Source organism: Streptomyces sp. NPDC004610, assembly GCF_040609715.1.
GTDB lineage: Bacteria > Actinomycetota > Actinomycetes > Streptomycetales > Streptomycetaceae > Streptomyces.
Genome location: NZ_JBEXLA010000058.1, coordinates 26,868 through 39,380, shown reverse-complemented (window position 1 = coordinate 39,380; position 12,513 = coordinate 26,868). Strand labels below are relative to the sequence as shown.

At 68.2% G+C, this 12,513-nt stretch carries 15 protein-coding genes; 9 read left to right on the top strand and 6 right to left on the bottom strand.

All coding sequences use genetic code 11. The features are described from left to right. Both ABZX40_RS39220 and ABZX40_RS39215 read left to right on the top strand, forming a co-directional pair. A partial coding sequence (locus ABZX40_RS39220) for a thiolase family protein (protein ID WP_355750683.1) occupies positions 1-569 on the top strand: 569 nt, incomplete at its 5' end. Between the two features lie 23 nt (positions 570-592). Then, the gene (locus ABZX40_RS39215) at positions 593-1,429 is read left to right on the top strand and encodes an alpha/beta fold hydrolase (protein WP_355750680.1); all 837 of its coding nucleotides are present in this window, start codon (positions 593-595) and stop codon (positions 1,427-1,429) included. Positions 1,430-1,638: 209 nt separating this feature from the next. Here ABZX40_RS39215 and ABZX40_RS39210 read toward each other — a convergent pair whose 3' ends face one another. Both ABZX40_RS39210 and ABZX40_RS39205 read right to left on the bottom strand, forming a co-directional pair. Beyond that, positions 1,639-2,397, bottom strand: coding sequence for an aldolase/citrate lyase family protein (locus ABZX40_RS39210; RefSeq protein ID WP_355750677.1), 759 nt, complete (start codon positions 2,395-2,397; stop codon positions 1,639-1,641). A 66-nt stretch (positions 2,398-2,463) separates the two neighbouring features. Beyond that, entirely contained in the window at positions 2,464-3,096 is a 633-nt protein-coding gene (locus ABZX40_RS39205; RefSeq protein ID WP_355750674.1) for a GntR family transcriptional regulator, read from the bottom strand. Positions 3,097-3,165: 69 nt separating this feature from the next. On the opposite strand from ABZX40_RS39205, the gene ABZX40_RS39200 reads away from it, so the two are divergent. The 6 genes from ABZX40_RS39200 to ABZX40_RS39175 are packed head-to-tail and all read left to right on the top strand — an operon-like array spanning position 3,166 to position 8,195. After that, a complete protein-coding gene (locus ABZX40_RS39200) occupies positions 3,166-4,014 on the top strand; it encodes a carbon-nitrogen hydrolase family protein (RefSeq protein ID WP_355750671.1) in 849 nt (282 codons plus the stop codon). 13 nt (positions 4,015-4,027) lie between these two features. Then, positions 4,028-4,696 (top strand): RraA family protein, encoded by a 669-nt coding sequence (locus tag ABZX40_RS39195; RefSeq protein ID WP_355750668.1) that lies wholly within the window; start codon positions 4,028-4,030, stop codon positions 4,694-4,696. A gap of 39 nt (positions 4,697-4,735) precedes the next feature. Then, a complete protein-coding gene (locus ABZX40_RS39190) occupies positions 4,736-5,785 on the top strand; it encodes an ABC transporter substrate-binding protein (protein ID WP_355750665.1) in 1,050 nt (349 codons plus the stop codon). A gap of 16 nt (positions 5,786-5,801) precedes the next feature. Beyond that, complete coding sequence (locus ABZX40_RS39185) at positions 5,802-6,575, top strand: ABC transporter permease subunit (RefSeq protein WP_355750663.1); 774 nt, start codon at positions 5,802-5,804, stop codon at positions 6,573-6,575. Next, positions 6,572-7,345 (top strand): ABC transporter permease, encoded by a 774-nt coding sequence (locus ABZX40_RS39180; RefSeq protein ID WP_355750660.1) that lies wholly within the window; start codon positions 6,572-6,574, stop codon positions 7,343-7,345. Before ABZX40_RS39185 ends, ABZX40_RS39180 begins: the two co-directional genes overlap by 4 nt. Before the next feature lie 34 nt (positions 7,346-7,379). After that, entirely contained in the window at positions 7,380-8,195 is an 816-nt protein-coding gene (locus tag ABZX40_RS39175; protein WP_355750658.1) for an ABC transporter ATP-binding protein, read from the top strand. Between the two features lie 522 nt (positions 8,196-8,717). On the opposite strand, the gene ABZX40_RS39170 is transcribed toward ABZX40_RS39175, so the two are convergent. The 4 genes from ABZX40_RS39170 to ABZX40_RS39155 form a co-directional block, all read right to left on the bottom strand. Continuing rightward, a complete protein-coding gene (locus tag ABZX40_RS39170) occupies positions 8,718-8,999 on the bottom strand; it encodes a hypothetical protein (RefSeq protein WP_355750655.1) in 282 nt (93 codons plus the stop codon). Between the two features lie 638 nt (positions 9,000-9,637). Then, positions 9,638-10,057 carry a hypothetical protein gene (locus ABZX40_RS39165; protein ID WP_355750653.1) on the bottom strand — a complete coding sequence of 140 codons (420 nt, stop codon included), beginning with the start codon at positions 10,055-10,057 and terminating at the stop codon, positions 9,638-9,640. 46 nt (positions 10,058-10,103) lie between these two features. Further along, a complete protein-coding gene (locus ABZX40_RS39160) occupies positions 10,104-10,352 on the bottom strand; it encodes a hypothetical protein (RefSeq protein ID WP_355750651.1) in 249 nt (82 codons plus the stop codon). 10 nt (positions 10,353-10,362) lie between these two features. Next, positions 10,363-11,169, bottom strand: coding sequence for a hypothetical protein (locus tag ABZX40_RS39155; protein ID WP_355750648.1), 807 nt, complete (start codon positions 11,167-11,169; stop codon positions 10,363-10,365). A 570-nt stretch (positions 11,170-11,739) separates the two neighbouring features. Between ABZX40_RS39155 and ABZX40_RS39150 the strand changes: the two genes are divergently transcribed. Beyond that, positions 11,740-11,901, top strand: coding sequence for a hypothetical protein (locus ABZX40_RS39150; protein ID WP_355750645.1), 162 nt, complete (start codon positions 11,740-11,742; stop codon positions 11,899-11,901). Positions 11,902-12,513: the final 612 nt, after the last annotated feature.

Here is a 12,513-nt window from a genome sequence, read left to right as displayed (position 1 = left end):
GCAAGGGCGACCCCGTCGTCGTCAGCGCCGACGAATCGGTACGCGCCGATGCCTCGCTCACCGCCATGGCCAGGCTCAGGCCCTCGTTCCGCACCACGAACGGGACCGTCACACCCGGCAACGCCTCACCCCTCAACGACGGAGCCGCCGCGCTGCTCCTCACCGACGAGGAGGGCCTCGCGGCCACCGGCCGTGAACCGCTCGCCCGGGTGAGCGCGACCGGAGTGTCCGCAACCGAGCCGCACTACTTCGGGCTCGCGCCCGTCGAGGCCGTGCGGCGCGCACTGCGCAGGGCGGGCCGGGACTTCACCGACCTGTCGGTCCTGGAGCTGAACGAGGCGTTCGCGGCACAGGTCCTCGGCTGTGTCGCCGAGTGGCCCGAGTTCGACCCGGCCGTCCTCAATCCGCAGGGCGGGGCCATCGCCCTCGGCCATCCCCTCGGCGCGTCCGGCGCCCGGCTCGCCGGGACCGTCGCCCACCAGCTCGCCCGCCGCGGCTCCGGCACCGGCATCGCCACCCTCTGCATCGGCGTCGGCCAGGGCCTCGCCCTCGTCCTGGAATGTCCTTGACCGCCCGACCCGCTGGAGCTGCTGTGTCACCGCCTGTCCTCCACCACCGCCTCGACGGCCCGGCCGGTGCGCCCGCGCTGATCCTCGGCCCGTCTCTGGGCACCTCCATGGTGCTCTGGGAGGCCCAACTGCCCACTCTGGCGCGCTGCTTCCGGGTACTGCGTTTCGACCTTCCCGGGCACGGCGGATCCGGCACCGGACTCCTCCGCGATCCGAACGCAGGCCGTACGACGGTCGAGGACCTCGCCTCGCTGGTCCTGAACCTTGCCGACCGCCATGACTGGGACCGCTTCCACTACGCGGGCATCTCCCTGGGCGGGGCCATCGGGGCCTGCCTGGCCGCCCGACACCCACAGCGCGTCGCGTCACTGGCCCTGGTCTGTTCCTCCGCGAGTTTCGGAGCGCCTGGTTCCTGGCACGAGCGCGCCGAGCTGGTGCGGCTCAAGGGGACCGCTCCCTTGCTGGCGACCAGCCCTGGCCGCTGGTTCGCCACAGCCTCTTTCGCCGAGAGCACCCTCGGCAGCCGTCTCCTCCGCAACCTGGCAGAGGCCGATCCGGTCGGCTACGCGGCCTGCTGCGATGCCCTCGCCGCCCTTGACCTGGGACCGTGTCTGGCCGACATCATCGCCCCCACCCTCATCGTGGGAGGCTCACGGGACACGGCCACACCGCTGGAGCACACATACGAGCTCAGGGACGGGATTCCCTGTGCCCATCTGGAGATCATCCCCTCCGGGCACCTCGCCGCCGAGCAGCCCGAGGCTCTCGGGACAGCACTCATGAGACACCTGGAGGCCAGCCTTGCGGGGCCCCACCAGATCACTGACACACCGTCCGTGCAAGGCCGGGCTCTCCCTTGACCGTGGACGGCGGTCACTGTGCGGTGCCGGCCGTCGTAGCCGATCGCTGTTCTCAAGGGATCGGACCGGCCCGGCCGAGACGGGACTGCCGTCGTCGGGCGCTGATGTTGCATCGGGTCGCCCACCGGAACGCCTTCAGTCGGTCCTGTGCGTGCGCTCGCTCAGGAGAATGCCGTGCGGTGCGAGGTCACTGCTGCGGTGAACAGACCTCACTGAGCCGGCTCAGCGGCCCGTTTCGCCGTCTTGATTGCCGAGCTGGTCCGGCTCCTGATGATGTCCGCCGCCTGCCGGAAGGCGGCGTACTGGGCGCTGACGATGATGTAGGGGGCTTTCCGGCTGAGGGCCCAGTTGAGTTCCGTCTCGGTCCAGGCGGGGTACATCCAGGGCTTCCCGCGCTGCTGCATCGCGTCAACGCACCGTTCGATGTCGGCCCAATCGGCGTCGGTCTGGCTGAATGCGCCACGACCGCTCATGAGCGACAGGTCACCCGGTCCCATCTGGAATCCATCGACGTTCTCCAGGCCGGCGATCAGGTCGATGTCCCGGACGGCGAGCGGGTGCTCGACCAGCGGGAAGAACAGTGTCTCGGAGTCGAGTTCCGACATGCGCTCGTCGGTCCACGGGCCGTAGCGGAACAGGCGCCCGCCGGCCATGGAGCGTTCGCCACGAGGCGGGTACTTCGCGAAGCGTGCGAGTTCCTCGGCGTGCTGGGCGGTCGTGACGTGTGGAACGATCACGCCGGTCGCTCCGAAGTCGAGTGGCTGCTGAATGGCGGCGGCAGAGGGTTCGCGCACCTTCGCGAACACCTTCAGGCCGAGGTTCCTGAGAAGCGGGATGAAGCGGTCCAGCGTCTCCAGGTCGAACATGCCGTGCTCAATGTCCAGGACCACGAAGTCGTAGCCCGTCTCGGCCACGATCTCAGCAGCGGGTGTGCTGCCGTCGGTGAGCCAGAATCCCACTTGGGTCACGTCAAACTCCTCATGTGAACTGACATGTCGAACCGGATGAGGCCCTTGGGCCGCTCGGGCCCCTGCTCATTGGGCGAAGGGGCGCAGGTGCTGCCTCAGCGTGTGCAGCGCTGCCTTCTCGTCTCGGCCGATCACGGCGTCCAGGATCGCCTTGTGCTGTGCGTGGATCTGCTCGGCGTGGGCCGCCAGGCTCGTCTGCACGGACATCCAGGTGTGCAGGGGCCAGAGACGGTCGTAGAAGTCGGTCAGCAACGTGTTCCCGTAGGCACTGACATAGGTGCGGTGGAAAGCCTGGTCCGCCGCGCTGTACGCGGCCCGAGCCGAAGGGGAGCCGTCGTGGATCGCCTCGTCCACCACGGCGGCCATCTCGGCGAGGTGCTGTTCCATGCGGCCCCCGAGGTCGGTTCCCTGCGAGATCACCGACTTCACCGCCGTGCTCTCGATCAGCCACCGAGCGTCGTATGCCTCCAGCACCTCGCGGGCGCTGATGCCGCGGACCTGAGCGCCCCTGCGGGGAACCAGTTGCAGGATGCGCTCGCCCGCGAGCCGGTGCATGGCTTCTCTCACCGGTGTCCGGGAGACACCTGTCGCGTCGCAGACCGTGGCCTCCTCGACGAACGACCCCACGGGCAGATCACCCATCACGATCCTGTCCCGCAGCCACTCATATGCCCTGTCCGTGGCCGAACCGCCACCCATTGCCCCTCCGACCGGTCGAGAGTCCGTCGTGTAAAACCCGACTCACACCCCTGGGCACTAGCCGTGTGGATGTGGTACACACTCCATGTATACACGACGTACGCATGGGAAGGTAGTGCGTTGCGAATCTCAGTCGGACAGATCGCCACGAGTCTCGACTTGGTGGCGAACCTGGACAAGATGGCGAAGATGGCTGAGGATGCCAGCCGTGCCGGCTCCGCCCTGATCGTGTTTCCAGAGGCGTCCATGGCAGCGGGCACCGATCTGGCGGAGGTGATCACCGTCGCCGAGCCGATCGACGGTGACTTCGTCTCGGCGCTGCGAGGTATCGCGGCCCGGAACACGATTCAGCTCGTGGCCGGTGTGTGGGAGATCGAGAGCGGGCAGATCTTCAACACCTGCGTGGCGATCGACTCCGACGGTGAAGTCGGTGCGAGCTATCGCAAGGTGCATCTCTACGACGCTTTCGGGTTCCGCGAGTCGGACCACATCACGCCATCGGACAACTACAACGGCGTCACGTTCGAGGCGGCGGAGACAACCGCGGGCCTCAATGTCTGCTACGACCTGCGCTTTCCCGAGAGCGCCCGGAAGGCGGTCGACGCGGGGGCGCGCGTGCTGCTGCTGTCCGCCGCATGGATCCCCGGACCGGAGAAAGTCGAACACTGGCTGGTGCTCGCCAGGGCGCGGGCCATCGAGAACACCTGCTTCGTGGTGGCGGCGAACCAGGCACGGCCGCTCTGTACCGGTCACAGTGTCATCGTCGGCCCGAGCGGCGAAGTGATGGCCGAACTGGGTGAGTCCGAGGAACTGGTGACCGCGGACCTCGATCTCACACGCATCGACAGCCTGCGGGCAGTGAACCCGTCTCTCGCCAACCGCCGCTTCCGGGTCGTGCCGGACCTGCGGGACAACTGACATCAGGAGAGCCATGTTTCGGATCGGGGCTGTTCCCCCCGCGCTCGACGACGCCGCCGATGAGGTGGCGTCGAAGATCGAACCGTCGACCCTCGGCCACTGGCAGGACACAGGCTTCGCACACGGCATCCATCCGCTCACCGCCAGCCGGCACTGTGTCGGGTCTGCCTTCACTGTCCGCCTCGCCGGAATGGACGCGACGGCCCTTCATGTCGCCGTCGACGAGATCGGTCCCGGCCACGTTCTCGTGGTCGACATGGGCGGGGACCGGCGGCGCGCGTGCGTGGGCGCGATCATCGCCTGGCTGGCCCAGGAACGCGGCGCCCGCGGCATCGTCATCGACGGCATGGCCACCGACCTGGAGGATCTCGAACGGCTGACGATCCCGGTGTTCGCCAGGGGGAGATCGGCGGTGACGACCCGGGCGCTGGGAATCGAAGGGGACATCAATGTCCCGGTGGTCATAGACCACTCGACGGTCAACCCCGGTGATGTCGTCATCGCCGATCCGAACGGGGTGCTCTTCATCGCCCCGGAGGACCTCGCCGCCCTTGCCGGGCGGGCCGTGGCCGCCCAGGAGGCGGAGGCCAGGATGCGCGCGGACCTCAGGGCCGGTGCACGCCTGTCGGACTTCTCGGATGCAAGTGAACGAATGAAGGACCGGGTCGTGACAGTCAAGTGACCGAGCCCGCTGCGGACCACAGAGGAAGGTAGACAGTCCATGCACTCGAACATTCACCGGAGATCGGCGCTGGCTCTCGCGCTCGGAGCGGCGCTGTTCGCCTCCGCGTGCGGCGGATCGAGCGGGGCGTCCGCCTCGGCGGAGACCGACTACGACTGTGCGAATCCGAACGCGGACAGCACCACGTCGATATCGGTGGCGATGATGCCGATCCTCAGCGCGGGCGCCATGCATCTCGGGAACGAGCAGGGCTACTTCGCCAGGAACGGCATCAAGCTCGAAGTCGAGGAGGTCTCGGCGATCCCGGCGGCGATCGCAGCGGTCCAGGGCGGATCCGCGGACTTCGGCTTCACCGGCACGATCCCGCTGCTGCAGGCCCTGCAGGGCGGCATCCCCGTGAAGATCATCGCCCCGTACGCCGGAATCGCACCGGACTACTACGACAAGATGAAGGCCGGCGAAGAGGGCTACACGACCGAGGTGACAGCCCTCCTCACGATGAAGGACAGCGGCCTCAGCAGCCCTGGCGACCTCAGCAACAAGACGGTCGCGGTCAACGACGTACAGGGCCAGTCCGAGCTGACAGCCCGCTACGTGATCGATGAGAACGGTGGCGATTCGAGCACCGTCAAGTTCGTCGTCATGCCCCCCGCCGACGCGTACAACGCCCTGCTCGCCGGCAAGGTCGATGCCGCCCAGTCCGGAGTCCCGATGATTCTGGACGCCGACCAGAAGGGTGCGCAGGTCGTCTCCTGGAGCGGAGTCGAGACGTTGCACGAGGGCCCGACCTCCGTACTGATCGCGAGCGACAGCTACATCACATCGAACGCCGAGACGGTCGCCCGGTTCAACTGCGCCGTACGGGAGTCGACGAGCTACGCGTCCGGCCACCCCGATGAGGTGCGTGCCGCCTACGCGAGGGCTGCGGACGTCGCCCCGGAGACAGTGGCGTCGAGTGTCGTGCCCTACTTCTACGACACGGTCGACGTCGCCGGCATCAAGCGGTTCGAGGACCTGATGCTCGACTACGGATTTCTCCGCGGACCGATCGACCTGAACGGGGCGATCGACCCTGTGGCGACGAAGTAGCAGTCGGGAGAGGGTCATGCATCCGAAAGCCAGAGGCATCGTTCTCGGCGGCGTCGGCATCGGACTGTGGCTGGTGATCTGGGGGTGGGCAACCACAGCCGGACCGTTCGGGGACACGCCCGGCCTGTCGACCGTTCATGACACCTTCAGCACTGCGGTGGATCTGGCGACCCGGCCGAGTTTCTGGAGTGCGGTGGCGGTGACCGTGTGGATCTCCCTTCTGTCGCTCGCCATCGCCCTCCTCATCGGCACCGCGGTGGGCGCCTCGACCGGCTACTCGCAGAGCGTGTTCGCGGTGCTCGATCCGACGCTGCAGTTCTTGCGCCCGCTCCCCCCGGTCGTACTCATTCCGCTCCTGGTGCTCACTGTGGGCCCGTCGACACAGCTCGCCGTCATTCTCGCCACGCTCGGAGCGACGTGGCCGATACTCATCCAGGTTCGCGCCGGTGTGCAGGCAACCGACCCGGTGGCTCTGGAGACCGCCAGGGCCCTCAAACTCTCGTGGTGGCGAACCCAGTTCAATGTCGTCCTTCCCAGCGCGTTCCCGTTCGCGGCCACGGGCGTCCGGATCGGCGCCGCGACATCGCTGATGCTCACGATCGGCACCGGCATCCTCGTCGGCACTCCCGGCATCGGCCGTCTGGTCGCCACAGCACAGGAAACGGGGCAAGTGGCCACGGTGTTCGCCGTCATCCTGTGGACTGGCTTCCTGGGGATGGCCTATGCGACCGCTCTCGGGGCCATCGAGCGAATCGCCACCGTGAATCACCGATCTGGAGGCCGAGCATGAGCAGACTCCGCAGGCTTCTGTTCGGAGCACCCGTCCCCATCATCACGGTCCTCGGGTACTACCTGTGGACCCGCGACGCCGCCGATCCGTTCTATCCGGGCATCAGCCTCATCGTCGACAGCCTCAACGCCGTGTGGCTTTTCGAAGCCGCCGGTTCCGACGTGGTGCCCAGCCTGCGCAATCTGTTCACCGGCTACGGCATCGCCACCGTGGCCGGCGTCGGTCTCGGCCTCGGGGTCGGCCTGGTCCGATGGGCATCGGAACTGGTGATGCCGATGATGAACTTCGCCCGCTCGGTCCCGCCGCTGATGCTCATCCCGCCCATGGTCCTGGTGTTCGGGGTCGGAGACCTGTCAAAGGTGACGATCGTCGCCCTCGGCTCCTTCTTCCCCGTTCTGCTCGCGACGATCGACGGGGTCCGCCAGACCGAGGCGGGTCACCTCGACGCCGTCAAGGCGATGAGACTGAGACCGGTCCAGCGTCTGACGCGCCTCTGGCTCCCGTCGGCGACGCCCTCCATGTTCGCCGGCCTGCAGACCGGTCTGCAGTTCGCTCTGGTGCTCATGGTCGCCAGTGAGATGGTGGCGTCGACACGAGGCATCGGCTATCAGACGGTGCAGTCCCAGTTGACGTTCAACTCCCCCGGCGTCTGGTCCGGGATCATCGTTCTGGCAGTCCTCGGGTTTCTCCTGAATGCCGTCTTCACCGGCATTCGCAATCGAGTTCTCGCGTGGCACATCGGCATGCGTGCACGCGCCCACGACGCATGACAGCCACGACGCCCACAGAACGGATCAGAAGACCATGCAGAAGCTGAGCAGTCCGGTCCGCCTGAGTCTCGCCGAGGTGACGAAGTCATACGGACGAGGCACGGAATCGAAGACGGTCCTGGACCGGATCACCCTTGATGTGCGAACCGGGGAACTCGTCTGCGTCGTCGGCCCGTCGGGGGCCGGAAAGACCACCCTGCTGCGGTGTCTCACCGGTCTCATGCCGCCGACCTCGGGAACAGTGGCTCTGGACGGTGCACCCCTGACCGGCACCAGTGACCGCATCTCCATCGTCTTCCAGGAGTACAGCCGGTCGCTGTTCCCCTGGCTGACGATCGAGAAAAACGTTTCCCTCCCGCTACGGGCACGCGGCGTCGCCAAAGCCCGGACTCGCCCACTGGTCGCTGAGACGCTCAAGAGCGTCGGCCTGCACGGCGTCGGCGGCCTTCACCCATGGCAACTGTCGGGCGGCATGCAGCAGCGAGTCGCCATCGCGCGGGCACTCGTCACCGAGCCGGAGGTCCTCGTCATGGACGAGCCCTTCGCCTCCATCGACGCGCAGACCCGAATGGACCTGGAGGATCTGACACTGCGAATCCAGCGGGAGAGGAATGTCTCGGTCATTCTCGTGACGCACGACATCGACGAGGCGGTCTACCTCGCGGACCGCGTGGTGGTCCTCTCCAAGAATCCGGCGACCGTCCAGGCCACACTCAACGTGCCACTCGGCGTCGATCGCGACCAGATCCACACCCGCCAGGACCAGAGATTCGTGGACATTCGGACCAACATCCTCGAACTCATCCGCGAGACGCAACTGCGCGACCAAGCCGAGAAATCCAACGCGTGAAGCCGTCCACCCCACCGCCGTACGGGGCATGACCGCCCCGCCCTCGGCCCACGACCCATGCCCTGCCCGGCGCGTCCGCTCCCGCGCTCACCTCGGGGGGCGCCCGCGCATGAAACCCCGCAGAACTGACCGCCCGCCGGCCAGCCGTCCCGGGTCTCCCCCGTATCGGGAGACCCGGGACTTCACCCAGCCGGCGGGCGCCTGTTCCTCTCCACACGGCCAATGGCGGCGCCACAAGGAGCCGAGGACTGTGACCGGGTGGCGGTACCTGACGCCACCGGGTAGAGGTTGCGCAGGTGTGCTGGCGCGTCGCAGGAAACAGGCGGAGACGGCGCCGCCTCTGGCGCCCGGGTCGAGTACGGCGACCTGCGGGACCGGCGCCAGCACCCACCTGTCCGGCCGCCGCCGTCTCCCGGGGGCCCTTCCGCGGAATCAGGCCCCCTGAACCGGGCATGCTGTGACGATCACCGGTATGGAAGCTGCAGTGGGAGAACCGTCCCAGATCCTGGGTCTGAGCCTCCATCAGTTCACGCAGGGCGTGGTCAAAGGATGCTGCTGTTTCGGGTTGGTGAAGGGGGCGCGGCGGTCGTTGTCGGCCTGGTCGGTGTCGTGTTGTGCGCGGGCGGTACCGGAGGCGGCGTCCACGGCGTCGCGCAGGCGGATCTCGCCGGGAGAAGGGGCCACGCGGGCGATGCCGGTGCCGGTGGTGGTCCGGATCGGGAAGATGTCGGTGTCCGTGCGGTGGGAGTCCGTGGAGAAGATGCTGGCCGCATCGTCTTCCGGGTCCGACCCGGAGTCGGACAACGCATCCGGCTCCGGGTCCGGGTTGCTGTCGGTCGGGGCCGGCGGGTCGTCGGTCGTGGTGTGGGAACGGGTGGCTCTGTCCTGGTGGACTCGGTGATGCCGGTGGTGTCTTCGGTGTCCTGGTGGCCGCCGGGCATGGGCTGGTGTGCGTGGGTGCCCCGCCCGCCTGTGGTGGTGTCCGTGCCGGGCGAAAGCGCTTCGAAGAGAGGGCCGGCATCGATGGTCGTGGCCGGGGGCATCGTCGTGGTGCGGACAGACCGCCCGATCACGGGGTCTTGCGGACCGTTCCCCCGGCGTAACGTCTCGCCGGGGGAACGATCCCCCTGGGCACCGGTGCGGTTTCCCTTCGCCGCGGGGGCGGTCGGCCGGAAGCCGGGACTCGCCGGACCTGGGGTCCGACGTCGGGGCCGGGGCCAGTCGCCGATCCGGCGCGGCGTCCCGCGTCCCCTCCCCCACCATCGCCGCCAGCACACCACCGGGGCCGCCGGGGGTGAGCACCGGGGAGTCGAATTGAGGACCCGTATTCAGCAGTTCCTCCGCGCTCTCACCGCCGCCGACACCATTGACCTGGGCCGGTCCCGGCAACGGAACATCGACCTGCGGACCTTCGGCTGCCGGGATGCGGACCGGTGTGGGGGTCATGACGGGCATGGTGGGTACGCCAGTCGGGTCGACGCCGTTGAGCAGGTCGTCCGCTGTGGGTGGGCTGAGCGGGCCGGTCCCGGTGAACGTTTGCCGGCGGCCCAGTTCGCGAAGCTGTTGGAGATGCCCATGGCGCGCTCGCTGGTCACCGAGGTGAGGAATCCGCCGCCGCTGAGCAGGAGCCTGCCCTGGGTGATCCCGTTGTAGATCATTTCCGAACCGGCACCGATGACCCCGTCACCGATGCCGTGCATCACGAAGTCGAGGAACTTGCTGCCGAAGCCGCGGGGCCGGTACACCTCACCCACCACCGTGGACATGGCCCGCACCACACCGTCCCCGTACATGTCCCGGAACGGCCCGCCCAGCACGGTGCGCAGCGAGTCCCCGAGATCGTCGCGGGTGAGGCTTCCCACGAACGTCTGCGCCCAGGTCCGGCCCAGATCCCTGGCCAGGACATCGTCACCGAGGCCGCGACCCGAACCGCCGCGCGAACAGATCGCCCATGTCCTCGATCCTCGATCCTCGATCCTCGATGAACAACCGGCCCGTGTTCGTCCGGTCGTTGTCCCGCACGTAGCCGTTCGCGAACGCCGACACCCGGTCCGCGAAGTCCCCCGCGAACACCCGCTTCGAAATCCCCCCGCCACCGGCGGGCAGGTTGCCACCGCCGAAGCCGCCCAGATCCTGCTCAGCCTTCGGGCGCGCCACCGGCGTCAGTTCAGGACCATCGTCGTCCGCGGCATCGTCGGCCGCGTCCTTCCCCAAGCACGGCGGCGGCCCGCCGTCGTTCAGCGCGTTCTCGACGTTGCTGAACACGGTGTCCCGGCCGCCCCTGCCCATCCACTTGACCAGGTTCTGCGCGGCCCAGGACGCTGCGAACTGCAAGGGCACGGCGACAAACCCGGCCACCGCCCCGAAGGCGACGGACTGGGTGAGATACCTGTCCCCCCGGGTCGTGTCCTTCCCCTCCCGCGAGCATGCACTGCGCGAGACGGTCCATCGCCGCCGCGATACCTATCTGGAGCACCTGCTGCGTCGCGATCGACGCCAGCACCCGCGCCACCACACTATTCAGCACCATCCGGTAGAACGCCCGCAGATACGCCTGCCGCAGCAGCGCACCCACCGGGTTGAAGACCGCCATCACGAACGTCGCCGCGAACTCCGCCGCGAACATTCCCAGTTGCTTGACGATCATCAGGTTCATGTACTCCACCTGATACGCCGACTCGTCCGCGAAATCCCCCAGCTCCCGCGCCGCGTCCCGCAGCCCCGCCAGCACGGTCTGGCCCTCCGGCGACGCCAGCGTCAGCATCGCCCGGTAGGACGCCTCCGAGAACTCACTCGACGACGTCCCCGACGCCGACTGCGTCACCTGCACCAGCAACTCCTGCAACCGGGCGAGCTGCTCCTCCAGCTCACGCTGCGGAACCACCAGATGCTCACGCATCAACACCGGATCCGCATCCGGCATCTGCGAACCCGTCAGCACCAGAAACAGACCGTTCAGCGCATCCGAAGCCATATGAAGACCGCGACCTCATCCCTCTTGTGACACCCGCGTCGGAACCGTCACCACCACCGGCACCCTCCCTGACCGGAAGCGTCCCGCGACCGCGCCCCCGGGAACGGCTGGAATGGCCACGGACAGATCTCCGTGCACCAGCCCGTCAATCTAGTTCCCGTGACCGGACGGATACAGGGCGTCCCCTTCGGGTCCGGTACCAACATGCAGCGTCCCTGTATGTACGGGAACCCGGCGGCAGCGATCCGGCCATCAGGCCGACGCAGATCCGGCCCCACCACAGACTCAGGGCGGCCCGGAGACCACCACCCGAAACCGGGACAGGTACCGCCGGGCCGCCTCACCACAGACTCACGGCGGCCCGGAGACCACCACCCGAAACCGGGACAGGTACCGCCGGGCCGGACGGGAGGACACACCTTCGGGGACCTCCGCCCCTGTGCCGGGTACTCCCGGCCATGCGTCCGGGGTGGGCGCCCACGGACACCCCGGCCGGGAAGCCTGACCCCGCCCTCTGACTCCCGTCTGCGGGTCACGGGCTCGACTCGCCGCCGAGATAGGGGAGTTCGCGTGCCCGCGACCGCCCGCCGCGCACCCGACACCACCACCAGGGCCCGCGAGGCCCTGTACCGCGCGCCGCGGCTCCTGGACGACCGGGACAACCTGGCCGCGCTCGCCGAGGCCGGGACAGCTGCGCAGCAGGCCGCAGAAGCTGTGCCGTACCCGTGGTAGCAGCCGCACTGCGCCACGTACCGGCACAACACACAGTCAGGAACCTGCCGCAACGGCACCTGCACCCGCTGCGCCGCGGTCGGCCGGGTTGTCCAGACCGAGGACGGCCGCCAGCAGGAGCAGGACGGGCAGGGATGCTTCCATCCACCGGATTCAGCAGATCACCGACGACCGACGGGGCTTCTGACACCGGTTCATTTCCCATGCCCCTTTCCCGTCCTCGCTCGCGGGCACGAGCCGGCCGGCAGTACCGGCCCGCATTGTCGAGGCCGCTTCCAGCATCACCCCCGACCCGGGGCTCAGCCTGCCTCCGGCTTCAGCCGACCACTACCATGACCGGCGGCAGGTCCTTCCTCCCGCACGAATCCATCAGCGACTCGTGACGCACGCGTCTCCTCGTCCACGCACAGCACCAGCGCGTGCTCGGGCGGGGCTGGAGACTTCGGGCGCTTGACGGTGCCCACCAGGTGTGGTTTGAGGCCGAAGGTTCCCCAGGTCCGTGCGATGTCCGACGGGGACAGGCCCACCTCCCTGGTCATGGACCGCGTCGACCGGTGCGTTGCGTTCTTCGGCGTGGCCCCCAGGGTCTTGGCGACCGCCTCCTTGACCTGG